Source organism: Pseudoalteromonas sp. SR43-2 (genome assembly GCF_014163885.1).
GTDB classification, from domain to species: Bacteria; Pseudomonadota; Gammaproteobacteria; order Enterobacterales; family Alteromonadaceae; genus Pseudoalteromonas; species Pseudoalteromonas distincta.
In genome coordinates this window covers 88805-112394 of the sequence record NZ_JACJED010000010.1, presented here as the reverse complement: position 1 = coordinate 112394, position 23590 = coordinate 88805, and the positions used below count along the sequence as shown (strand labels likewise).

At 39.2% G+C, this 23590-nt stretch carries 20 protein-coding genes; 12 read left to right on the top strand and 8 right to left on the bottom strand.

The genetic code is table 11. The annotated features are described in order from the left end of the window. Positions 1-70 precede the first annotated feature (70 nt). The 4 genes from sucA (at position 71) to sucD (ending at position 6627) form a co-directional block, all read left to right on the top strand. Entirely contained in the window at positions 71-2890 is a 2820-nt protein-coding gene (gene sucA / locus H5120_RS10525; RefSeq protein WP_033021680.1) for a 2-oxoglutarate dehydrogenase E1 component, read from the top strand. Positions 2891-2893: 3 nt separating this feature from the next. After that, positions 2894-4411, top strand: coding sequence for a 2-oxoglutarate dehydrogenase complex dihydrolipoyllysine-residue succinyltransferase (gene odhB / locus H5120_RS10520; protein ID WP_039487977.1), 1518 nt, complete (start codon positions 2894-2896; stop codon positions 4409-4411). 177 nt (positions 4412-4588) lie between these two features. Beyond that, positions 4589-5755: an ADP-forming succinate--CoA ligase subunit beta gene (gene sucC / locus H5120_RS10515; RefSeq protein WP_002961809.1), complete on the top strand. Its 1167-nt coding sequence runs from the start codon at positions 4589-4591 to the stop codon at positions 5753-5755. After that, the gene (gene sucD, locus H5120_RS10510) at positions 5755-6627 is read left to right on the top strand and encodes a succinate--CoA ligase subunit alpha (RefSeq protein ID WP_002961811.1); all 873 of its coding nucleotides are present in this window, start codon (positions 5755-5757) and stop codon (positions 6625-6627) included. Before sucC ends, sucD begins: the two co-directional genes overlap by 1 nt. Before the next feature lie 58 nt (positions 6628-6685). Here sucD and H5120_RS10505 read toward each other — a convergent pair whose 3' ends face one another. After that, complete coding sequence (locus H5120_RS10505; RefSeq protein ID WP_182674332.1) at positions 6686-7756, bottom strand: DUF3083 family protein; 1071 nt, start codon at positions 7754-7756, stop codon at positions 6686-6688. 218 nt (positions 7757-7974) lie between these two features. Here H5120_RS10505 and glnS point away from each other — a divergent pair, with 218 nt between their 5' ends. Further along, positions 7975-9633 carry a glutamine--tRNA ligase gene (glnS, locus tag H5120_RS10500; protein ID WP_182674331.1) on the top strand — a complete coding sequence of 553 codons (1659 nt, stop codon included), beginning with the start codon at positions 7975-7977 and terminating at the stop codon, positions 9631-9633. A gap of 110 nt (positions 9634-9743) precedes the next feature. On the opposite strand, the gene fur is transcribed toward glnS, so the two are convergent. The 5 genes from fur to H5120_RS10475 all read right to left on the bottom strand — a co-directional run bounded on the left by fur (position 9744) and on the right by H5120_RS10475 (position 12281). Further along, positions 9744-10187: a ferric iron uptake transcriptional regulator gene (fur, locus tag H5120_RS10495; protein WP_002962922.1), complete on the bottom strand. Its 444-nt coding sequence runs from the start codon at positions 10185-10187 to the stop codon at positions 9744-9746. Positions 10188-10373: 186 nt separating this feature from the next. Beyond that, complete coding sequence (fldA, locus tag H5120_RS10490; protein ID WP_007586856.1) at positions 10374-10901, bottom strand: flavodoxin FldA; 528 nt, start codon at positions 10899-10901, stop codon at positions 10374-10376. 14 nt (positions 10902-10915) lie between these two features. After that, complete coding sequence (gene ybfE, locus H5120_RS10485; protein ID WP_002962928.1) at positions 10916-11194, bottom strand: LexA regulated protein; 279 nt, start codon at positions 11192-11194, stop codon at positions 10916-10918. 2 nt (positions 11195-11196) lie between these two features. After that, a complete protein-coding gene (locus H5120_RS10480; protein WP_002962930.1) occupies positions 11197-11418 on the bottom strand; it encodes a DUF2788 domain-containing protein in 222 nt (73 codons plus the stop codon). A gap of 95 nt (positions 11419-11513) precedes the next feature. Further along, the gene (locus H5120_RS10475) at positions 11514-12281 is read right to left on the bottom strand and encodes an alpha/beta fold hydrolase (RefSeq protein WP_182674330.1); all 768 of its coding nucleotides are present in this window, start codon (positions 12279-12281) and stop codon (positions 11514-11516) included. 220 nt (positions 12282-12501) lie between these two features. On the opposite strand from H5120_RS10475, the gene seqA reads away from it, so the two are divergent. The 7 genes from seqA (at position 12502) to H5120_RS10440 (ending at position 20509) form a co-directional block, all read left to right on the top strand. After that, positions 12502-13122 (top strand): replication initiation negative regulator SeqA, encoded by a 621-nt coding sequence (seqA, locus tag H5120_RS10470; RefSeq protein ID WP_182674329.1) that lies wholly within the window; start codon positions 12502-12504, stop codon positions 13120-13122. Between the two features lie 9 nt (positions 13123-13131). Next, the gene (pgm, locus tag H5120_RS10465) at positions 13132-14769 is read left to right on the top strand and encodes a phosphoglucomutase (alpha-D-glucose-1,6-bisphosphate-dependent) (RefSeq protein ID WP_182674328.1); all 1638 of its coding nucleotides are present in this window, start codon (positions 13132-13134) and stop codon (positions 14767-14769) included. Positions 14770-14888: 119 nt separating this feature from the next. Then, entirely contained in the window at positions 14889-15941 is a 1053-nt protein-coding gene (astE, locus tag H5120_RS10460) for a succinylglutamate desuccinylase (protein ID WP_182674327.1), read from the top strand. Between the two features lie 265 nt (positions 15942-16206). After that, on the top strand, positions 16207-17421 hold the full coding sequence (locus tag H5120_RS10455) for a thiamine pyrophosphate-dependent dehydrogenase E1 component subunit alpha (RefSeq protein WP_182674326.1): 1215 nt from the start codon (positions 16207-16209) through the stop codon (positions 17419-17421). After that, positions 17421-18398, top strand: a complete 978-nt coding sequence (locus tag H5120_RS10450) for an alpha-ketoacid dehydrogenase subunit beta (RefSeq protein WP_182674325.1) — start codon at positions 17421-17423, stop codon at positions 18396-18398. Before H5120_RS10455 ends, H5120_RS10450 begins: the two co-directional genes overlap by 1 nt. 8 nt (positions 18399-18406) lie before the next feature. After that, positions 18407-19993: a dihydrolipoyllysine-residue acetyltransferase gene (locus H5120_RS10445; RefSeq protein WP_182674324.1), complete on the top strand. Its 1587-nt coding sequence runs from the start codon at positions 18407-18409 to the stop codon at positions 19991-19993. Positions 19994-20143: 150 nt separating this feature from the next. Then, the gene (locus tag H5120_RS10440; protein ID WP_182674323.1) at positions 20144-20509 is read left to right on the top strand and encodes a DUF805 domain-containing protein; all 366 of its coding nucleotides are present in this window, start codon (positions 20144-20146) and stop codon (positions 20507-20509) included. Positions 20510-20567: 58 nt separating this feature from the next. Here H5120_RS10440 and H5120_RS10435 read toward each other — a convergent pair whose 3' ends face one another. Both H5120_RS10435 and H5120_RS10430 read right to left on the bottom strand, forming a co-directional pair. Beyond that, complete coding sequence (locus tag H5120_RS10435; protein WP_182674322.1) at positions 20568-21737, bottom strand: putative manganese transporter; 1170 nt, start codon at positions 21735-21737, stop codon at positions 20568-20570. A gap of 120 nt (positions 21738-21857) precedes the next feature. After that, positions 21858-23483 (bottom strand): M28 family metallopeptidase, encoded by a 1626-nt coding sequence (locus H5120_RS10430; RefSeq protein WP_182674321.1) that lies wholly within the window; start codon positions 23481-23483, stop codon positions 21858-21860. Between the last annotated feature and the right edge of the window lie 107 nt (positions 23484-23590).

Below are 23590 nucleotides of genomic sequence, written 5' to 3'. Positions count from 1 at the left end.
GCTAATACAGGTTATTAGCCATCTTGTTATGATAACTATTAATTTCTGCGCTAAAGAAAAGGGCTTATAAATGCACGAAGGTGTGATGAAGGCATGGCTAGAATCTTCACATTTAAACGGCGGCAACGTTGCTTATGTAGAAGAGCTTTATGAAGCGTATTTAGACGATGCGACTTCTGTGCCAGATGAATGGCGAGAAGTGTTCGAACAATTACCTAAAGTTGATGGTGTGGATGTTGAAGTAAAACATTCAGAAGTTCGAACGCAGTTTGCACAGCTTGCAAAAAACAAGCATAGAGAAGTAGTGGTAGCAGAGGGTAGTGGCGGTGACCTTAAACAGGTTAAAGTTCTACAACTTATTAATGCTTTCCGTTTTCGTGGACACCAAAATGCAAACCTAGATCCATTAGGTATTTGGCAACGAGAGCGTGTACGAGATTTAGAGCTAGAGTACCACGACTTATCTTCAAGTGATTTTGACCGCGAGTTTAACGTAGGATCGTTTGCCGTAGGCCGCGATACTATGCCTTTAGGTGAACTATACCAAGCACTAAAAACTACATATTGTGGTTCAATTGGCGCTGAGTATATGCACATCACATCAACAGAGGAAAAGCGTTGGTTACAACAGCGTTTAGAATCTGTCCAGTCTAGGCCAAAATTCGAAAAAGACGAAAAGCTGCGTATCCTAAAAGGATTAACTGCTGCTGACGGACTTGAAAAATATTTAGGGGCTAAGTTCCCAGGTGCTAAGCGTTTCTCACTTGAAGGTGGCGATGCGTTAGTTCCAATGTTAAAAGAGCTTATTCACCGCGCTGGTGAAAGCGGCCAACAAGAAGCTGTTATTGGTATGGCTCACCGTGGTCGTTTAAATGTTCTTGTAAATGTACTTGGTAAAAATCCATCAGAGTTATTTGATGAGTTTGCTGGTAAACATAAAGAAACATTAAGTTCTGGCGATGTTAAATACCACATGGGTTATTCATCTGACTTTGCTACTAAAGGTGGCAATGTTCATATGGCGCTTGCGTTTAACCCGTCTCATCTTGAAATTGTAAACCCAGTTGTTATGGGCTCAGTACGTGCTCGTCTTGACCGCTTAGGTGACAGTTCTGGTATTAAAGCTTTACCAATTACAATTCATGGTGATTCTGCGGTTACAGGCCAAGGTGTTGTACAAGAAACGTTTAACTTATCACAAACTAACGCGTTTAGTTGTGGTGGTAGTATTCGTATTGTTGTAAATAACCAAGTTGGTTTTACTACATCTAAACAAGACGATGTACGCTCTACAGATTACTGTACTGACATTGCTAAAATGGTTCAGTCACCTATCTTCCATGTTAACTCTGATGACCCTGAAGCAGTTGCATTTGTTACTCAAATTGCACTTGATTTCAGAAACCAGTTTAAACGTGACGTAGTAATCGATTTAGTATGTTACCGTCGCCATGGTCACAATGAAGCTGATGAGCCTAATGCAACTCAGCCTGTTATGTACCAAAAAATTAAAAAGCACCCAGTTCCACGTTTAATTTACGCAGATCAACTTATAGCTGAAGGCTCTTTTTCTGAACAAGAAATAAAAGCACTTGCTGATGAGTACCGTAATGCATTAGACGAAGGCAACTGTGTTGTTTCAGAAATACAACCAGAGACATCGCATTCTTCAGATTGGGCAAAGTATGTTGGCCATGAATGGGATGTTGATTACGATGCCAGCGTGCCTGTTGAAGAGCTCAAAGCACTCGGTGAGAAAATCGCTTCTTACCCAGAGCAATATAAAGCACAGTCACGCGTTAAAAAGATTTACGATGATCGTAAATTAATGGCTTCTGGTGAGAAACCTCTAGATTGGGGTATGGCAGAAACACTTGCTTATGCAACAATCGCAACTGAAGGCACTGACATTCGTTTAACTGGTCAGGATTCAGGGCGTGGCACATTCTTCCATCGTCATGCTGTTGTTCACAGTCAATCAGACGGCGCTACTTATACACCTCTACAGCACTTAAGCGAAGATCAAGGTACTTTTGAAGTATTTGACTCTGTTTTATCTGAAGAAGCTGTTGTTGCTTTTGAATACGGTTATGCAACTGCAGAGCCTACTTCATTAGTGCTTTGGGAAGCACAGTTTGGTGATTTCGCCAACGGTGCACAGGTTGTATTTGACCAATTCCTAAGTTCTGGTGAGCAAAAATGGGGCCGTTTATGTGGTCTTACAATTTTGTTACCACATGGCTACGAAGGACAAGGTCCAGAACATAGTTCAGCTCGTTTAGAGCGTTTCCTACAACTATGTGCTGATCACAACATGCAAGTATGTGTTCCATCTACTCCTGCACAAGTTTACGCTATGCTTCGTCGTCAATCAGTTCGACCACTACGTCGTCCGTTGATTGTTATGACGCCTAAGTCGTTGCTTCGCCATCCTCTTGCAACTTCATCGCTTGAAGAGCTATCGCATGGTGTTTTCCATAATATGATCGACGAAGTTGATGATATTAACCCTGAGAAAGTTGAACGCGTTGTATTTTGTAGTGGTAAAGTTTATTACGAACTATTACAAGAGCGTCGTAAGCTAGAGCAAGATAATATTGCTATTGTTCGTGTTGAGCAGTTATATCCGTTCCCACATGACGAAATGCAAACAATTATGGAGCGTTACCAACACGTAACTGATTTTGTATGGTGTCAAGAAGAGCCACAAAACCAAGGTGCATGGTACTGTTCACAACATCACTTTATTGATGCAATCCCACAAGGTGCTAAATTAAAATATGCAGGACGTAAAGCGTCTGCATCACCAGCGTGTGGTTACATGTCAGTACATACTAAAGAACAACAAGCGCTCGTTGCCGACGCGCTTACTATAGAAAATAAAGGATAAGCAATGAGCACAGAAATTAAAGTTCCTGTTCTTCCTGAGTCGGTTGCAGATGCTACCGTTGCTACATGGCATGTAAGTGTTGGCGACAAAGTAACTCGCGATCAAAACTTAGTAGACATTGAAACAGATAAAGTGGTTTTAGAAGTTGTTGCACAGCATGACGGTGTAATTACAGAAATATCACAAGAAGAAGGTGCAACCGTACTTGGCGATCAAGTTATGGGTTTACTTGGTGATGCTGATGCAGCGCCAGCAAGTGAAGGTTCATCTAAAGAAGAATCAGCACCAGCTAAATCAGAAGACGCGCCAGCGGCGCAATCAGCACCAGCATCAGAAGGTAAAGAAGTGGACATTAAAGTACCTGTACTTCCAGAATCAGTTGCAGACGCAACAATTGCTACATGGCATGTACAACCAGGTGACGCAGTAACACGCGACCAAAACTTGGTAGATATTGAAACAGATAAAGTTGTTCTTGAAGTAGTCGCTCAAGAAGATGGCATCATGGGTGATATCATTCACAACGAAGGCGATACTGTACTAGGCGAGCAAGTAATTGGTTCGGTTAAAGCAGGCGGTGCACCAGCGGCTCCAGCTGCAAAAGCAGACGAAACGCCAGCAGCAGATTCTAGCGAAAGTTCAGATGTGTTAACACCATCAGTTCGTCGTTTAATTGCTGAGAAAGGCTTAGACGCTTCTAAAATTAACGGCACGGGTAAAAATGGCCGCGTAACTAAAGAAGACGTTGATACGTTCTTAAAAGCACCAGCGCCAGCGGCTAAAAAAGCAGAAGCTTCTGCTCCTGCAGCACCGATGGGCGATCGTACTCAAAAACGTGTTCCTATGACTCGTTTACGTAAAACGATTGCTACACGTCTTCTTGAAGCTAAAAATTCAACTGCAATGTTAACAACATTCAACGAAGTGAACATGGAACCAATCATGAGCCTTCGTAAGCAGTACCAAGAAGTATTTGAAAAGCGTCATGGTATTCGTTTAGGTTTCATGTCTTTCTACGTGAAAGCGGTAACTGAAGCACTTAAACGCTTCCCAGATGTTAATGCATCAATTGATGGTGACGATATTGTTTACCATAACTATTTTGATATTAGCATTGCAGTATCTACTCCACGTGGTCTAGTTACTCCAGTACTTAAAGATTGTGACAAACTATCTGTTGCTGAAATCGAAAAGGGTATTCGTGAATTAGCACTTAAAGGTCGTGATGGTAAGCTAACGCTTGCAGATATGACCGGTGGTAATTTCACTATTACAAATGGCGGCGTATTTGGTTCATTACTATCTACACCTATCATTAACTTGCCACAGTCTTCAATTTTGGGTATGCATAAAATCCAAGACCGTCCGATGGCTGTAAATGGTAAAGTAGAAATATTACCTATGATGTATTTAGCACTTTCTTATGACCACCGTATCATTGATGGTAAAGAATCTGTTGGTTTCTTAGTGACTATTAAAGAGTTACTTGAAGATCCAACTCGCTTATTGCTAGATGTTTAATCTAGTTGTATGAAATGTAAGCTGTGAATGAACATTCACAGCTTTTTTTTTGCGCCTTTGGTCTTACTGGGGTTTTCATGTTAAGCCTTGGGATCTATACTAGGTGCGCAATTTGGGATAGTTGTTTATTTGAAAAAATATTCAGCTCTTTTAGTATAAAAAATTGGATAAAGCATCATGAATTTGCATGAGTATCAGGCAAAACAACTTTTTGCCGAATATGGTTTACCAGTTTCTCAGGGTTTCGCTTGCGATACACCTGAAGAAGCTGCAGCAGCTGCTGAAAAAATCGGCGGTGATATGTGGGTTGTTAAAACTCAGGTTCACGCAGGTGGACGTGGTAAAGCTGGCGGTGTAAAGCTAGTAAAAACTATCGACGAAGTAAAAGCGTTTGCAGCTAACTGGTTGGGTAAAAACCTAGTTACTTACCAAACAGACGAGAAAGGCCAGCCAGTAGCTAAAATTTTAGTTGAAAGCTGTACTGACATTGCTAACGAATTGTACCTAGGTGCAGTAGTTGACCGTGCATCTCGCAAAGTAGTTTTCATGGCGTCTACTGAAGGCGGCGTTGAAATTGAAACTGTTGCAGAAGAAACACCAGAGCTTATCCACAAAGCTGAAATTGATCCATTAGTGGGTCCTCAAGCTTACCAAGCACGTGAACTAGGCTTCAAATTGGGTCTTAACCCAGTACAAATGAAGCAGTTTGTTAAGATCTTTATGGGTCTTGGTAACATGTTTACTGATTTTGATTTCGCACTACTTGAAATCAACCCGTTAGTAATTACAGACGAAGGTAACCTTCACTGTCTTGACGGAAAAATCGGTATTGATGGTAATGCACTTTACCGTCAGCCTAAAATCCGTGAGTTCCACGATCCATCTCAAGAAGATGCACGTGAAGCACACGCAGCAAGCTTCGAGCTTAACTACGTTGCTCTAGATGGCAATGTAGGTTGTATGGTTAACGGTGCAGGCCTAGCAATGGGTACTATGGACATCGTAAACCTACACGGCGGCAAACCGGCTAACTTCCTAGATGTTGGCGGCGGCGCGACTAAAGAACGTGTTTCTGAAGCATTCAAAATCATTCTTTCTGACGACAATGTTAAAGCTGTTTTAGTAAACATCTTTGGCGGTATCGTACGTTGTGACATGATTGCTGAAGGTATCATTGGCGCAGTTAAAGAAGTTGGCGTAAATGTACCTGTAGTTGTACGTTTAGAAGGTACTAATGCTGAATTAGGTCGTGAAGTTCTTAAGAACTCAGGTCTAGATATCATTGCTGCTGAATCACTAACAGACGCTGCTGAGAAAGTTGTTGCTGCTGCGGAGGGCAAATAATGTCTGTATTAATCAATAAAGATACAAAAGTTATCTGTCAAGGTTTCACTGGTGGCCAAGGTACTTTCCACTCAGAGCAAGCGCTTGAGTACGGTACACAAATGGTTGGTGGTGTAAGCCCAGGTAAAGGTGGTCAAACGCACCTTGGTCTTCCTGTATTCAACACAGTTCGTGATGCTGTTCAAGAAACTGGCGCAACTGCTTCAGTTATCTACGTACCAGCTCCTTTCTGTAAAGATGCAATCTTAGAAGCTATCGATGCTGGCATCGAGCTGATTGTTTGTATCACTGAAGGTATCCCTACGCTTGATATGGTTGACGTTAAAGTTAAACTAGATCAAACAGGTACTCGTATGATCGGTCCTAACTGTCCAGGTGTTATTACTCCTGGTGAGACTAAGATTGGTATCATGCCTGGTCACATCCACAAACCTGGTAAAGTAGGTATTGTTTCTCGCTCTGGTACTTTAACGTACGAAGCGGTTAAGCAAACTACTGATGCTGGTTTTGGTCAGTCTACGTGTGTTGGTATTGGTGGTGATCCAATCCCAGGTACTAACTTTATCGACGTTTTAGAAATGTTCGAAAAAGATCCACAAACTGAAGCAATCGTAATGATTGGTGAAATTGGTGGTACTGCAGAAGAAGAAGCTGCAGAGTACATCAAAGCTAACGTAACTAAACCTGTAGTATCTTACATTGCTGGTGTTACTGCACCAGAAGGTAAGCGTATGGGTCACGCTGGCGCAATCATCGCAGGCGGTAAAGGTACTGCTGATGAGAAATTTGCTGCATTAGAAGCTGCGGGCGTAAAAACTGTACGTTCACTTGCTGAAATCGGTAAAGCACTTAAAGAGAAAACAGGCTGGTAATTGCTTGTTTCCTTTGAAAAGGCCCGCTTATGCGGGCCTTTTTGTTATTGAGGTAAATTTAGAACGGATAACTAATATGCTGAAAAAAGCGTACAGTCAAATCTTGTCGTTGTTTATTTATAGCCAGCTCGTTACATAATGCATGAATTGTTTTCTCTACTTGGTTCATAAAGCGGCCATAACCAATTTCATGTTTATCCTGCTGCGTTGCTACAATAACAAAATGTAGTGTTTCTACTAATTTTGTTGCTTCATAAAAATACTTAAATTGATTTTCATTTGATTCAACATCAAAGCTCAACTTTTGTAACTCTGCATTACCTTCATTTTTATCTATTTTACTGTTTCGGACAATGGGTATTGCGCCATTAGCTACCATTGCACCGTGTGTTAGTTTGTTTTTTTCACATGCGCGTTTAAAACTATCTGCAAAGTAATCATAAAACTTTTCCACATCGTTATTGTTCACCATTGTTTGAAACTGTGTTTTGATGGCTCGAGAAACCGCAATGGTAAATGTTGCGTAAGTCATTTCAGCATAGTCACTAGGGATATTACATTGCCTTGATTGATAACGAGGGTAGAGGCTTCTGAGTTTATATCCATAACTCTCTTTATTTCCCTTATCTTTAGCAAATAAATCGTAAGTTAGATGTTGGTGATCGCGAAGTTTAAATTGGGGCTGATTTATAAATAACTGTTCTTGGAGTAAGTTTAATACTTTTTTCACTCTATTGTGAAACAAAGCGGAGTTTGCACGTAAGTCTTCACCCGTGGCTAAAAACAAGAAACGTATTTTCTTACTTTTTATATCTGGTGAGTAATAAATTTTATGTGCCTCGTGATAACGAGGATTATAAAAAAACAACATCTGCTTGTCGGTTTCTAGTTGATATGACTCATCATGAAAGCGTACAACCGGTAGTTTATCGTTTGCTAATAAATGTACATTATGCAGTTCATACTCATCACAACATGCAAATAATTGACGCGCAATACGCTCGTAGCAACAGTTTATAGTGCTAAAGCTATTATAAAATGCTTCATTAGGTATAATTTCAGCCAATAAATAGTGGTTAGCGCGTGCATTAGTTGGAATATATACACGGTGTTGATTAAGTGTCGCCATCTTAGAATCCTTATAAAGTAGGTTATTTAGCTACTATAATTGGCTTTGATGACCTAAATGTTGCGTTAAAACAAATTTTATTCATAAACAATTGAACAAGTGGATTAAAGTTAATCAATATCTAAAATAAACCTTAATCTATTGCTGTATGTTAGTGTATGTTTTTGTAATAATGCATTAGTTTTGTTATTACGTAATATTTAGAGGATCACACTCCTATGGCGGAAATTGAGAATCGCCCAAGTAACTTTATTAGAACCCGAATTGATGAAGACTTAGCAAGTGGCAAACATGCGACAACGCATACACGTTTTCCACCTGAGCCAAATGGCTTTTTACATATTGGCCATGCCAAATCAATTTGTTTGAATTTTGGTATCGCAAAAGACTACAACGGTTTATGTAACCTACGTTTTGACGATACAAACCCTGAAAAAGAAGACATTAACTACGTTAACTCTATTAAAGAGGATGTACAGTGGTTAGGCTTTAATTGGGATGGCGACATAAAGTATTCTTCTAACTATTTTGATACTTTATATGGTTACGCAGTAGAGCTTATTGAAAAAGGCTTAGCGTACGTTTGTTTTTTAACTGCAGACGAAGCACGACAGTACCGCGGTACATTAAAAGAGCCAGGTAAAAACAGTCCTTATAGAGATACTTCAGTTGAAGAAAACCTAGCGTTATTTGAAAAAATGCGTGCTGGCGAATTCAAAGAAGGAGAATGTGTACTGCGTGCTAAAATTGATATGGCAAGCTCATTTATGGTGCTTCGCGATCCAATTATTTACCGTGTACGTTTTGCTCATCATCACCAAACAGGTGATAAGTGGTGCATTTACCCAATGTATGACTTCACTCACTGTATTTCTGATGCGCTTGAAGGTATTACACATTCATTATGTACATTAGAGTTCCAAGATAACCGTCGTTTATACGACTGGGTACTTGATAACATTAGTTTAGAGTGTCACCCGCAACAAATTGAGTTTTCGCGCTTAAATCTTGAATACACTATTATGTCAAAGCGTAAGCTAAATGATTTAGTAGTAAATAACTATGTAGAAGGGTGGGATGACCCTCGCATGCCTACTATTGCAGGTTTACGTCGTCGTGGTTATACACCAGGTTCAATCCGTGAATTTTGTTTGCGTATTGGTGTAACAAAACAAGAGAATATGGTTGAAATGGGCATGCTTGAAGCTTGTATCCGTGAAGACTTAAACGAAAATGCACCACGTGCAATGGCTGTGCTCGATCCTGTTAAAGTTGTTATTGAAAACTACGATGCAGACAAGGTTGAAACTTTATCAGTGGTTAATCACCCAAATAAAGAAGAAATGGGTCGTCGTGATGTACCGTTTACTCGCGAAATTTACATCGAACGAGAAGACTTTAAAGAAGAAGCGAATAACAAATTCAAACGTTTAGTGCTTGATAAAGAAGTACGTTTGCGTGGCGCTTATGTTATTAAAGCGCAGCGTGTTGAAAAAGACGAAAATGGCGAAATCACAACTATCTTCTGTACTTACGACAGCGAAACACTTGGTAAAAACCCAAGTGATGGTCGTAAAGTAAAAGGTGTTATTCATTGGGTTTCAGCACCAGAGTCTATTAGTGCAGAAGTTCGTTTATACGACCGTTTGTTTAGCGTACCAAATCCAGCAGCTGCAGAGGAATTTGAAACTACGCTAAACCCGGAGTCACTGGTTGTTTTACCTAATGCTAAATTAGAACCATCGCTTGCTAATTCACATGCAGAGCAGGGCTTTCAGTTTGAGCGTACAGGTTATTTCTCTCGTGATTCTAAATCAGAGAACGTTGTATTTAATCAAACAGTGGGTCTTCGCGATTCATGGTCTAAAACTCAATAAGTAATACTTAAAATATACCCAGGATTTACTGGGTATATTCAATATTATCGTCTTTTAGGCACAAAAAAACCTGCACTTAGCAGGTTTTTTATTGCTTTTTAAAAGCGGTATTAGCTGTTAGCGTCGCTAAATTCTTTACACGCTGCTTTATCGTTACACTCACCGTATAAATACAAAGAATGGTTTGTAAGAGTAATACCATTTTCTTCAGCAATTTCTAGTTGACGACGCTCAATCATGTCATCTTCAAACTCTACCACTTTGCCACATTTCAAACATACTAAATGATCGTGGTGAGTGCTTCCAGAAAGTTCAAATACTGATTTTCCGCCTTCAAAGTGATGACGGCTTACAATACCCGCATCATCAAATTGGTTAAGTACGCGGTATACAGTTGCAAGACCAATTTCTTCACCTAGATCCAAAAGAATTTTGTAAACATCTTCAGCACTGATGTGTTGGTTATCTGGAGATTGTAAAATCTCTAATATTTTAATACGCGGTAAAGTTACTTTTAAACCGGCTTTTTTAAGTTCCAAGTTATGATCAGTCATTAAATCTGTCTCAATTTTATTTGGTTATACTAGACATCTTGCAAAGATGTACACGACACATTAGCAACAAACAGGATAACGTGCCTAAGCGTTAAGTGCAAAGAACAATTGATTTATATTGCCTCTAAAGCTTAAAACGCTAACTGTTTGATAATTATTTAAACAGCTAGCGATATATGCAGTAAATTAGTCAGCTAATTCACTTAAACACATTTCTTCATATACTTGAGCAGACCATGCTTTAACACGTTGTTCTGTAAGCTCTGGTTGACGGTCTTCGTCGATACCCAAACCTACAAAGTGCTTATCATCAGCCATTCCTTTAGATGCTTCAAAGTCATAGCTTTCACTTGGCCAATGGCCCACAACAATAGCGCCACGTTCAGTAACAATATCGTTGATCATGCCCATTGCATCTAAAAAGTACTCAGCGTAATCTTCTTGGTCACCACAACCAAAAATAGCAACAAGTTTACCTTCAAAGTCTACTTCCTCAAGTTCTGGGAAAAAGTCATCCCAGTCACATTGAGCTTCACCGTAGTACCAAGTAGGGATACCGAATAAGATTAAGTCAAATTCAGCAATCTCTTCTTTAGAGCTTTTTGCAATATCATGAACAGCCACTAGCTTTTTACCCAATTCTTTTTGGATCATTTTTGCTACGTGTTCTGTGTTACCTGTGTCACTTCCGAAAAAAATGCCTACACTTGCCATGGATTTAAAACCTTTTATGTATCAATAGCCAATCTTTCTTGTAAAATCGTTTCAATCAGCGCACTACGGCTAATATTTTGTGCATCTGCCATATCACTCAATGCTTGATATAACTGCGATGAAACTTTAAATTCAACACGCTTTAAACCACGTGCTTTATCTCTTTTTATTTGATTACGTTTATTTACCTTTAACTGCATATCCCGAGAAAGGGGATTGGTTTTAGGTCTGCCTGGGCGTTTTTCGTATTCAAATAAATCGAGTGTAGTTCTATCTGTTTCTGACTTCGCCATGCTTAACCTACACCTGCGCCTTGCCAAAATACTTGAATAAGCCCTTTAGCAATAAAGCCTGAACAACCTAAAAAGAGCACGCCCCAAACAATGTATTGTCCGAACTTTGGCACATTGCCACTTTTTAGTACGTCTTTAATTGCCATGCCGATGAATATGAAAATACCGGCTAAGCCAAAATACAACCCTAGGGTATCAAATTCGTTAATTAACTGACTGACCATCAACGTATAACCTTTAAATTAAACGGCGCGTACTATAGCATATAAATATTCATATATTTAGTGCGCTGAATCAAAAACACGCGATTAAAATTGCTTTAAACCGCAGTTAAAAAGTCATTTATCGCTTTATTAACAGCAAGAGGCTTTTGAGCATGAAGCCAATGACCTGCGCCATGAATAATTTTAGCCTTGGTGTTTTTAAAGCGTGCTGTAATTGCAGTACGATGCTCGGGCAATATATAGTCAGAATCATTACCTTTAATGAAAAGAGTATCGCATAAACAAGAATTGTTTTCATTAACATTGGACGTAATTGTCGAATATTTTTCGTCAAGCACATTTAGGTTAAATCGCCATGCTAAATGACCTTCTTGATTTTTAGCGAGGCTTTTAAGTAAAAACTGTCGAACCCCCAGCTCTTCAATATAAGGCTGCATAATTGCATCAGCTTGCTTTCTATCGTCTATTGACTGCGTTGAAACTGCTTTTAATGCTTGTAATATTTTTGTGTGGCGAGCAGGGTAACTAACAGGTGCGATATCAAGTACAACCAATTTATTTACCAGTTCAGGGTGTGTTAGTGCTAATTCCATTGCGACTTTCCCACCCATAGAGTGGCCAACTAAATGAGCTTTATCTATGTTTAAATGTGCTAATAACTCAACAATATCTTGAGCCATTGCAGGGTAGTTCATTTCATCACTATGAGGAGAAAGCCCGTGGTTGCGTAAATCAACGTTAATAACATTAAAGTGTTCACTTAATGGTTTTGCGATTACATTTAGGTTTTCTAATGATCCAAAAAGTCCGTGGATCAAAATAACATTAGGGCCTTGCCCTTGTTGCTTGTAATTTAACTGCATACACGCCTCCTGAAAATTTCGCAATAGTTTGCCGAGCATTGCTCTAAAAAGCAAAAAATACAGCGACTATTTATTAAATTGGGCTTTTGTTTGTTAAATCAACAACAATCAAGTAAATATTAATATGTTTACGGGAGTGCTTGTTGTAACTCGCATTTCTGATTGGTTTGGGTATAATCACACGGGAGAAAAAAATGTGACCCGTAATGACAGGAAGAACATGAAACAAATCGACATAGACGACGAGTTATATCAGTATATTGCAAGCAATACGCAAAGTATTGGTGAAAGTGCATCCACTATTTTACGTCGTTTATTAAATCTGAGCGGCGAAAAAATTCAAACCGCAAACGTAGAACTAACTCAAAATAATCAAACTGCGACTACGTCTACCGCCACATTAAAAAGCTCAGAGCTACCTGCTGCTGAGACTTCAAAAAAACAAACGCCTGTAGCTCACGCACCCGTGAAGCAAAAAAGCGATAATGTTTTTAATGTATTAAATGATAATGTTTTTAATGTATTAAATAAAGAAGAGCTGGCAATGCAAAAGGGTGTTGTTGGGCGCTTTTTGTTTATTTTAAGTGCATTTTACCGCACCCATAAAACTGATTTTTCGGCTGTGCTAGATATAAAAGGGCGTGACCGTGTTTACTTTGCTACTAGTAAAGAAGCCTTAGTAAATAGCGGTAGTAGTATGAACCCTAAAAACATAACTGATAGTGAATATTGGGTTATGACAAATTCTAATACAACGCGTAAAAAAATGATGCTTCATGAAGTTGCTCTTTGCCTTGGATATAGTGCAGAGCAAGCTGAAAAAATTCGCGATTACCTGTAAGGAAATATAATGGCTATTCACTCAGGCGCAGGCAAAACTGCTCCACAATCAGCACTGGTTAACGTACCTAAATTAGTATCTGCGTATTACTTAAACGAACCTGATCTTGAACAAAATCCAGAGCATTGTGTGGCTTTTGGTACATCAGGCCACCGTGGTTGTTCTTACGATGTTAAATTTAACGAGTCACACATTTTAGCGATTACTCAGGCTATTTGTGATTATAGAAAACAAAATGATATTTTTGGTCCGTTATTTTTAGGTAAAGACACACACGCACTGAGTGAGGCTGCATTTAATTCAGCTATTGAAGTTTTAGTTGCTAACGAAGTGCAAGTGATAACGCAAGAAAACGGTGACTTTACACCAACGCCAGTTATCAGCCACGCCATAGTTAGCCATAACAAGCTACACCCAAATGAGCTTGCAGACGGAATTGTTGTTACGCCTTCGCATAACCCTCCTGAAGATGGTGGCTTTAAATACAACCCACCTAATGGCGGACCTGCTGATACCGACGTTACTAAATGGATTGAAGACAGAGCAAATCAACTTTTATTAGAAGACTTGGTTGAAGTTGAGCTATTCCCATTCGCTAAAGCTTCACGTTCAGGCTTTATCCGCTACGAAGATTTAATGACTCCTTATATTGATGATTTAGCGAATATCGTTAATTTAAAAGCCGTTAGCGATGCAGGCATTAAAATTGGTATCGATCCACTCGGTGGTTCAGGTATTAATTTTTGGCCTGTTATTGCTAAAAAATATAATTTAGATTTAACCGTCGTTAATGATGTAGTTGACCCACGTTTTGCTTTTATGCCACTTGATAAAGATGGCAAAATTCGTATGGATTGTTCATCACCTTATTCAATGGCGAACCTTATTGCGCTAAAAGATGATTTTGATGTGTCTATTGGTAACGACCCTGACTACGATCGTCACGGTATTGTAACGCCAGATGGTTTAATGAATCCAAACCACTTTTTAGCAGTGGCAATTGATTACTTACTTAAACACCGTGATTGGAATGAAACAGTAGAAATTGGTAAAACACTCGTTTCTAGTTCAATGATCGATAAAGTAGCTGCTCGTAACAACCGTAAAGTTAAAGAAGTACCAGTAGGCTTTAAATGGTTTGTTGAAGGTTTAAGCAAAGGTAAGCTTGCCTTTGGTGGCGAAGAAAGCGCAGGTGCTGCATTTTTACGTTTTGATGGCTCTGTATGGTGTACAGATAAAGACGGCTTTATTATGGGACTACTTGCTGCAGAAATACTTGCAGTAACAGGTAAAACTCCATCAGCGCTTTATAAAGAACTAGAACAAGAGTTTGGTTCTCCAATTTATAAACGCCTTGATGCACCGGCCTCAAGCGGCCAAAAGTCACGTTTAAAAGCATTGAGTGCTACTGATGTTAAAGCAGATACACTTGCTGGCGAACCTATTTTGCAAAAGCTGACTCATGCACCAGGCAACGATGCGGCAATTGGTGGTTTAAAAGTGGTCACTGAAAATGGCTGGTTTGCAGCGCGTCCATCAGGTACTGAAGATATTTATAAAATATACCTTGAATCATTTAAAGGTGAAGAGCATTTAGCGTTACTTGAAAAAGAAGCTAAAAAGCTTGTAGATTCAGTTATAAGCTAACTTAATCTAATAATTTTAAAACGGCTGATTTATTCAGCCGTTTTTGTTTCTATACCTCTACCTTGTGCATATGTATGTATAAGAGTTTACTCTCACATTACTTTTAAAGGGCTTATTACATGTCAGCCAATCCATCTTACTTAAATGAATTAAAACAAACAGGTGATTTTTTAACGCTTAGCCGTAATAACGAATGGCATTTAGATGCAGGTGAGTTTGTTTTAGATAATGGGACTTGTGTAAATATACACGATACCGGTGTAATTGAGTTTCAACCTGCTGTTAAAACAAGCAAAGATGTAATTTATTCAAGCGCTGTACACGGTAACGAAACTGCGCCAATTGAAATTTGTGATGCGCTCATTAAACAAATTATAAAAGGTGAGCTAGTCCTTAAGCAGCGTGTTTTATTTATTTATGGTAATCCACAATCAATTAATATTGGCCTGCGTTTTGTAGAAGAAAACTTAAATAGATTATTTAATGGTTACCATACAGTTGAAGGTGTACCAATGAATAATGAACGAAACCGCGCTGCAAAGCTTGAGCAATACGTAAGTGACTTTTATGCCCGTGGCCAGCAAGGCAGTAGCCGATGTCATTACGACTTACACACTGCAATTAGAGGCTCTAAAAACGAAAAATTTGCTGTGTATCCATTTTTACATGGTAAGCCATGGAAAAAGTCACAGTTACAATTTTTATTGAGCTGTGGTGTAAATACCGTACTTATGATGAAATCTCCTGCAACAACGTTTAGCTATTATTCATCGTTTGTTCATGGTGCAGACTCGTTTACAGTAGAGCTGGGTCAAGTTAAGCCATTTGGCCAAAATGATATGACCCGCTTTGAAAAAACAAAGCAAACATTAACTGCATTAATTAGCCAAAATGAAGTTAAATACCCTGATTTTAATGCAAGTGAGTTTGAGTTATTTGCAGTGCACCGCACAATTAATAGAACGCAGGATGATTTTAGTTTCCCTTTTTCTGATGATGCTGAGAACTTTACTGGCTTTGCGAAAGGTGAACTACTTGCAACCGACGGTGATACAGCTATTTACGCTGACGTTGAAGGTGAGGCTATTATATTTCCAAATGCGAGCGTAGCATTAGGCCAAAGAGCACTGCTTACTGTTATTCCAATGGATATTGATAGCAATTTCGTCTAATTAAACTCATCAGACCACTACTGGCTTCAAGTTAACTATATGATTACTATTAATTAAAGTAACCGTATCGTTAACTTGCCACTTATTTAACCTGTATTTGCTTTTGTTTCGTCCCAGATGTGTTGAATAACACTTTACGTTAACGTAAAGTGTTGGCAGCTTTAATTAAAGATAGTGCAGATGTTGCAAAGTTTAACCAGCAACAATCACCCACAATAATAATTTAAAGGGGCACTGTTTTACCGACAACAAAAGAAGGTAGGTTATGAGTAATCCAAATAACGTATCGCTGAATATTAACCACGAGCTTGAATTTATTGATGGCCAAGCACTTAATATTCCAACCCTTAGTATTTTAACTGAGGACGGCGACATTCATCCTAGTGCAACCGCACCTGATATTTCAAAACATACCGCTATTAAGTTATATGAAACAATGCGTTTTATACGTTTGTTAGATGAACGTATGCAAGGCGCGCAGCGCCAAGGTCGTGTTAGTTTTTATATGCAATGCCTAGGCGAAGAAGCCGCAGTTACAGCCTCTGCTGCTGCTCTTGATCAAGACGATATGATCATGGCTCAATATCGTGAACAAGCTGCACTACATTATCGTGGTTTTACACTCGATCAATTTATGAACCAAATGTTCTCAAATGAATTGGATTTAGGTAAAGGTCGCCAAATGCCAATCCATTATGGCTCTAAAGCGCTAAACTACATGACGATTTCATCGCCACTGGGTACGCAAATCCCACAGGCAACAGGTTATGCATATGGTCAAAAAATAAAGCATATCGACGTTAAAACAGGTGAGCTTGCAAGCACAATTGATAACGTGACTATTTGTTACTTTGGTGAAGGTGCTGCATCAGAAGGTGACTTTCATGCGGGCTTAAATATGGCGGCTGTTCACAAAGCGCCGGTTATATTTTTTGCACGTAATAACGGCTATGCCATATCTACCCCTGCTGATGAACAGTTTAAAGGCGATGGTATTGCGTCGCGTGGTGTAGGTTATGGTATTAAAACAATTCGTGTTGATGGCACAGATGCACTTGCTGTGTATGCAGCGACCAAAAAAGCACGCGAAATAGCCTCAACACAAGGTGAGCCTGTGCTTATTGAATCGATTGCTTATCGATTAGGCGCGCATTCTACATCAGACGATCCCAGTGGTTATCGCTCTAAAGATGAAGAAGCAAATAATCAAATCTGTCCTATTGATAAATTTAGAAAATGGTTGGTCAAGCAAGATTGGTTAAACGAAGAGGTCGATATAAAAGCAAAAGAGTCGATTCGTGAAGAAATTTTAGCAGCGCTTAAGCGTGCTGAAGTTGTTGCCAAGCCTGCTTTAGAAGAATTGGTATCTGACGTTTACGATACTCCAATTCCGTTATTGCAACGACAGTACGAGCAATTAAAAGAACATATAAAACAGCACCCAGATGCTTACCCAGTAACTGCAGGGAGAATTAAGTAATGGCTAAAATGAACATGCTCCACGCAATTAACTCTGCCCTCGATATTACGATGAACGAATACCCTCAAGCCTGTATTTTTGGCGAAGATGTTGGTTACTTCGGTGGTGTATTTAGAGCAACATCAGGTTTGCAAGAAAAGTACGGTAAGCATCGCGTTTTTAATACGCCTTTAACCGAACAAGGTATTTTAGGTTTCGCTAATGGCTTAGCGGCTTTTGGTGCGCCTGCATTAGCAGAAATTCAATTTGCTGATTATATATTCCCAGCGTTCGATCAAATAGTAAATGAAGCCGCTAAATTTCGTTATCGCAGTGGTAATGAATTTAATGTTGGTAACTTAACTATTCGTACGCCTTATGGCGGTGGTATTGCTGGTGGCTTATATCACTCGCAATCACCCGAAGCTTATTTTGCACATACGCCGGGCTTAAAAGTGGTTGTACCGCGTAACCCTTATCAAGCTAAGGGGTTATTACGTGCCTCTATTAAAGATGATAACCCTGTCATATTTTTTGAGCCTAAGCGTTTATATCGTGCATCAACAGGCGAAGTGCCAGAAGAAGATTATAGTATTGAATTAGGCACGGCTGAAGTAGTACAAGAGGGTACCGATATTACGCTTTTAGCGTGGGGTGCTCAAATGGAGATTATTGAAGAGGCAGCACAGCAAGCAAGCGAGCAAGGTATAAGCTGTGAAGTTATTGACCTTCGTAGTATTTTACCATGGGATGTTGAAACGATTGCTAAATCGGTTATTAAAACCGGTCGTTTAATCGTAAGCCATGAAGCGCCTATAACTAATGGCTTTGGTGCCGAAATAGCAGCAACAATACAACAAGAGTGTTTCTTGCATTTAGAGTCGCCAATTTTACGTGTATGTGGTCTAGATACACCATACCCGTTGGCACTTGAAAAAGAATACGTACCGGGTGCACTAAAAGTGTTGGCTGCAATTAAACAATCAATGGATTTTTAGGGGTTACCATGGCGAAAGATTTTATATTACCCGATATTGGTGAAGGCATTGTTGAATGCGAAGTTGTTGAGTGGCTAGTTCAAGAAGGCGATACCGTATCTGAGGATCAGCCAATTTGTGATGTGATGACAGACAAAGCATTAGTACAAATTCCGGCAGTGCATGATGGTATTATTACAAAGCTATATTATCAAAAAGGTGAAATTGCTAAAGTACATGCGCCTTTATTTGCTATGGATGTAACTGGTGATAGTACTAGTAATGAAGTAGTAGAAGAGCCAGCTCAAGCTGAAAATCAAACTAATAACAATACATCTGATGTAGTTGAGGACTTTATACTACCAGATATTGGTGAAGGTATTGTTGAGTGTGAGATTGTTGATTGGTTAGTCGCAGAAGGCGATGAAATAGAAGAAGACCAAGCGGTTTGTGATGTAATGACCGACAAAGCATTAGTACAAATTCCGGCAAAATATACAGGCACAGTAAAAAAACTATATTACCAAAAAGGTGAAATAGCAAAAGTACATAGCCCGTTGTTTCAAATGACAATTGCAGGCAGTGCAGTAAAGCCAAATGTTGATATAAACCAAGCGGTCGTAAAGGCTCAAACTAATGCCGTCGCTGAAAAAGTTTCCTCTGTTAAAACGCAGCAAGCTGCAAAGGTTATCAATCAAAAAGCGGTGGCGTCGCCTGCAGTTCGTCGTAAAGCACGTGAACTTGATGTTGATTTAACGTGCGTACCAGGTAGTGGAAAAAATGGACGTATTTACAAGCAAGATATTGAAGAGTTTGTAAAAGGCGAAGTGCCAAATACTATTGATACTTCACCGCTTAATAGCGATGCTTCTCAAAGTGCTGTACAAAACCAAACACAGAATCAAAGCGGTGGCGTACGAGTAGAGCAAATTAAAGGCATTAAAGCGGCCATGGCCAAGCAAATGGTGGCATCGGTTTCAACTATTCCGCACTTTACGTTTAGTGATGAAATAGACTTAACACAGCTTATAGCTTTGCGCAGCTCCTTAAAAGAGCAGTACAAAGCACAAGGCGTAAAGCTCACCATGATGCCATTTTTTGTAAAAGCACTCTCGCTAGCAATGAAAGAGTACCCTGTACTTAATTCAAAAGTGAATGATGATTGCTCAGAGCTTACCTATTATAACGATCATAATATTGGTATAGCGGTTGATTCAAAAATTGGCTTGTTAGTGCCTAATATTAAATCGTGCCAGAGTAAGAGTATTGTTGATGTGGCTAATGATTTAACACGCTTAACTCACTCAGCGCGAGAAGGGCGTGTTGCACCTGATGATTTAAAAGGTGGGACAATTAGTATCTCTAACATTGGTGCGATTGGCGGCACTATTGCGACCCCCATCATTAATAAACCAGAAGTAGCTATTGTTGCGCTTGGTAAACTACAGCATCTACCACGTTTTGACGAAAGTGGGCAGGTTGTGAGTAAAGCGATAATGCAAGTAAGTTGGTCTGGCGATCATCGTGTTATTGATGGCGGCACTATTGCTCGCTTTAATAACCTATGGAAATTGTACTTAGAAAATCCATCGGCAATGATGATGGCAATGAGTTAATAGCTAAACTGCTAATATGTAATAAAAAACCAGCAATTTGCTGGTTTTTTGTTTTAAATGAGTTTATTTTTATTTAAGATACAAGTGTTACTAAAAAGTAATAAAATTAATCCCGTTAGGGAATATAAAAAATAACACTAAGGAAATTTCATGGAACATTATATGAACGCGTTGCGTAGCTACGCAGATTTTTCAGGCCGTAATCGTCGTAAAGCATTTTGGATGTTTATGCTAATTAATATTATTTTTTCGCTTTTAACAAGTGTTATAGATGGTATTACAAACACAATGTTCGTAAGCTCAATATATAGCTTAGCTTTATTGATCCCTCAATTGAGTGCGGGTGCACGTCGTTTACACGACACTGGTCGTTCAGGCTGGTGGCAGTTACTTTGGTTAGTGCCAGTAATTGGTTGGATTGTTTTAATTGTTTTTCTTGCACAAAACTCACATGAAGGTGAGAACGATTATGGTCCAAATCCAAAAGAGCTAGCTGTAGAGCCAGCTTCTGTATAAGAAAAATAACTTAATTAAAAAGCTCAGCAATTGCTGAGCTTTTTTGTATATGGCAATTTTAACTTAAAAAGTAAAGGCCATAGCCAACGGCCAAAGCAGGAATAGATGTATACACAGTCGCAATTACAGCCGCTTTAGGTGCCATTGCAATTGCAGGAAATAACGCATCACCATCGTTAGATATTGCATTAGCAGTTAATGCACTAAATGGAATGATCCCCTGAATATATAACGTAGTAACAATTATTTGCGGACCACAACCGGGTAAAAAACCAATCACCACAGCAATAAGTGGCGCTAAATAAGCATAATGTGCAAACCAGTTTTTTAAATCAAGCCCTGCAATATTTACTAAAATCTCAAACAACATAAACGATGCCACTACCCATGCGGTCACAAAGTGTGTGTCTTGAAGTACTTTAATAATTTTAGAAGGTGGATTACATTCATCGTCTTCTGAGGTTACTTCTTTATAGCTTTCACCTTTAGAAGAATACGCCCATATAGTTACAGTAAATAACGCCATTGCAGCACCAAAAATACTAATACTTGTGCCTGTGTATTTTCCAAATTGATCAAAGTCGACATTAAATGCAATTAAAAAAGCAATAATGAGGCTTGGAATAATAGCGAACATCCAAACGGGTTTGCTTATTTTAATTATACTAGTTGGCAATACTTTAACTTGGTGTTTTTGTTCTTGCTTTGTTGGGCGTAAAAAGTCTTTTGCATGAAGGGCGTTTACTATAACACCACAAAGCGTGCCTACTACTAAGCCAATGGCCATTATGGTTAAACCTTCAGTAGGGCGAGTGGCAAGGAGTAAAAATGCGGCATCTCCCATTGTAGCTGTTAAAACAGCAACAATAGCCCCAAAACTTGCTTGGCCTTTTGTAAACTGGGTAACCACTATTATTGCACCACCACATCCAGGAAGGGCCCCTAAAACTGCTGCAAAAAATATTTCTAATACCGGCGATTTAGCACTTAAATAACTAAGCTCTAATTGAGGTAAATGCTCTATGGCGTAGTAATAAATTAATAATGTAGCAGCAACAAATACGCTAACTTGAAAAAAAGCATCACTTAGTGCCGTTATTGTAATTTCACGAAGTGATGGCACAGCCAAGCATACCAGTAAAAAAAGTGGTAATAATAAACGTTTATTTTGGCTAACAAAGCGTTTAGAAGCGGGCGTAATAAATCCTATTTGAGAGAGTAAAATCATACAGTGTTACCAATTAAATAAACTTAGTAGCACTGTATATTTTAATTAAATGATAATCAATATCATTTGCACTCATTTAAATCGATTACTCTCTTTGAGTTTTTCGATGTTAAACCAATGCTACTTACGTTGAAATTCTGAGCTTGCATTCCACGTTGGCCATTGCTCTTGCTCAGAAATATCAAAACCTACTTTATAAAACAATTGTAAGTCTTGAACAGCACCCGATAAATCCCATTCGTCACGGTAACGATCACATGGTTGATGATAACAACCGCGAAGTACCAAACTCATGCGTTTACGGTAATTAGCTGTTTCTTCGTCAGCTGCTACTGTGCCACCGCCTGCGTACATGGCTGGAATGCCCATATTAGCAAATGCAAAGTGATCAGAGCGGTAATAGCCACCAGATGATGGTTTAGGATCGCCTGATATTGTTCTGCCTTGCTCTTTAGCTGCAGTTGCTAAAAACTCATCCATTTGTGATTTACCAATACCAACCACATTCATGTCTTTTACTTTGCCTAATAAATTTAAACTATCCATGTTTATGTTAGCGACTGTTTTATTAGCTGCAATCACTGGGTTAGCTGCATAGTATTTAGAACCTAGTAAGCCTTGCTCTTCAGCAGTTACCGCTAAAAATGTCATTGAGCGGCTAGGATGCTTAGGTAATTTAGTAAAGGCTTCAGCTACTTCAATAAGCCCAGCGGTACCCGTTGCGTTGTCGTGAGCACCGTTGTAAATTTGATCGCCTTTACGTGTTTTATCTGTACCTAAGTGATCCCAATGCGCCGAGTAAATAACATGCTCATCTGGTTGCTCGCTTCCTGGTAACGTAGCGATAAAGTTATACGACACTGATTTTTTAATCGTATTTTTAACATTAACAGAAGCAGTTAAATCGCCCATATCAACATGGTAAGCACCTTTAGCTGCGTTTTCTTTCGCAGTATCGAAATCTAATCCTGCTTTAGTAAAAAGCTCTTTTGCTACGTCAGTTGTAACCCAGCCTTCAACGGCTACGCGGTCCATATTGTTGTTTTCTTTTTGAAAACCAAACTGCTCACCGCTCCAAGAGTTTTCAACTACTGACCATGGGTATGACGCAGGTGCTGTTTCATGAATAATAATTGCACCTGCGGCACCTTGTCGACTTGCTTCTTCATATTTGTATGTCCAACGACCGTAATAAGTCATTGCGTCGCCAGTAAATAAAGCAGGGTCTTTTGTTGCAAAGCCCGGATCGTTAACCAGCATTACAACCGTTTTGCCCTTAACGTCTAAGCCTTCGTAATCATTCCAATTGTATTCAGGTGCATTAACGCCGTAGCCCACAAAAACAAGTTCAGAATTTTCTATGCCTTCTTGTGCGCTAATGCGGCTGCTACCCATAACCATATCTTTTTTATATTGATAGTCTTTACCACCAATACTAAGCACCATATTCGAATCAGCTTCTAAAGAAACCAATGGCACTTCTTGTAAGTAACTGTCGCCATTACCTGGTTTTAAACCTAAAGCTTTAAACTGCGCAGTTAAATAATCAAGCGTTAGCTTTTCGCCAGGTGATGAAGGAGCACGGCCACCAAACTCATCCGATGCGAGTACTTTTACATGTTTAGCCAGTTCATCAGCTTGAATACTGTTATAACCATTTGTTACATCAGTAGGGGTAATACTTGTTGTTGCGCAACCTGCTAAAACAGCAGTAGCGAGGAGTGTGAGAGAGAAATAATGTTTCATGTCAGCTCTTTTTTTGTTTTAAGTTGTGATTAGTATATTAACTTCTATTAAGCAGAACCAGTTTTTGCGGTAAACTTCTCGTAAATTATAGGCATAAATTGTTAAAG

Coding starts and splice junctions, on each gene's coding strand:
- sucA (WP_033021680.1), top strand. CDS start 71: ATGCACGAAGGTGTGATGAAGGCATGGCTAGAATCTTCACATTTAAAC.
- odhB (WP_039487977.1), top strand. CDS start 2,894: ATGAGCACAGAAATTAAAGTTCCTGTTCTTCCTGAGTCGGTTGCAGAT.
- sucC (WP_002961809.1), top strand. CDS start 4,589: ATGAATTTGCATGAGTATCAGGCAAAACAACTTTTTGCCGAATATGGT.
- sucD (WP_002961811.1), top strand. CDS start 5,755: ATGTCTGTATTAATCAATAAAGATACAAAAGTTATCTGTCAAGGTTTC.
- H5120_RS10505 (WP_182674332.1), bottom strand. CDS start 7,756: ATGGCGACACTTAATCAACACCGTGTATATATTCCAACTAATGCACGC.
- glnS (WP_182674331.1), top strand. CDS start 7,975: ATGGCGGAAATTGAGAATCGCCCAAGTAACTTTATTAGAACCCGAATT.
- fur (WP_002962922.1), bottom strand. CDS start 10,187: ATGACTGATCATAACTTGGAACTTAAAAAAGCCGGTTTAAAAGTAACT.
- fldA (WP_007586856.1), bottom strand. CDS start 10,901: ATGGCAAGTGTAGGCATTTTTTTCGGAAGTGACACAGGTAACACAGAA.
- ybfE (WP_002962928.1), bottom strand. CDS start 11,194: ATGGCGAAGTCAGAAACAGATAGAACTACACTCGATTTATTTGAATAC.
- H5120_RS10480 (WP_002962930.1), bottom strand. CDS start 11,418: ATGGTCAGTCAGTTAATTAACGAATTTGATACCCTAGGGTTGTATTTT.
- H5120_RS10475 (WP_182674330.1), bottom strand. CDS start 12,281: ATGCAGTTAAATTACAAGCAACAAGGGCAAGGCCCTAATGTTATTTTG.
- seqA (WP_182674329.1), top strand. CDS start 12,502: ATGAAACAAATCGACATAGACGACGAGTTATATCAGTATATTGCAAGC.
- pgm (WP_182674328.1), top strand. CDS start 13,132: ATGGCTATTCACTCAGGCGCAGGCAAAACTGCTCCACAATCAGCACTG.
- astE (WP_182674327.1), top strand. CDS start 14,889: ATGTCAGCCAATCCATCTTACTTAAATGAATTAAAACAAACAGGTGAT.
- H5120_RS10455 (WP_182674326.1), top strand. CDS start 16,207: ATGAGTAATCCAAATAACGTATCGCTGAATATTAACCACGAGCTTGAA.
- H5120_RS10450 (WP_182674325.1), top strand. CDS start 17,421: ATGGCTAAAATGAACATGCTCCACGCAATTAACTCTGCCCTCGATATT.
- H5120_RS10445 (WP_182674324.1), top strand. CDS start 18,407: ATGGCGAAAGATTTTATATTACCCGATATTGGTGAAGGCATTGTTGAA.
- H5120_RS10440 (WP_182674323.1), top strand. CDS start 20,144: ATGGAACATTATATGAACGCGTTGCGTAGCTACGCAGATTTTTCAGGC.
- H5120_RS10435 (WP_182674322.1), bottom strand. CDS start 21,737: ATGATTTTACTCTCTCAAATAGGATTTATTACGCCCGCTTCTAAACGC.
- H5120_RS10430 (WP_182674321.1), bottom strand. CDS start 23,483: ATGAAACATTATTTCTCTCTCACACTCCTCGCTACTGCTGTTTTAGCA.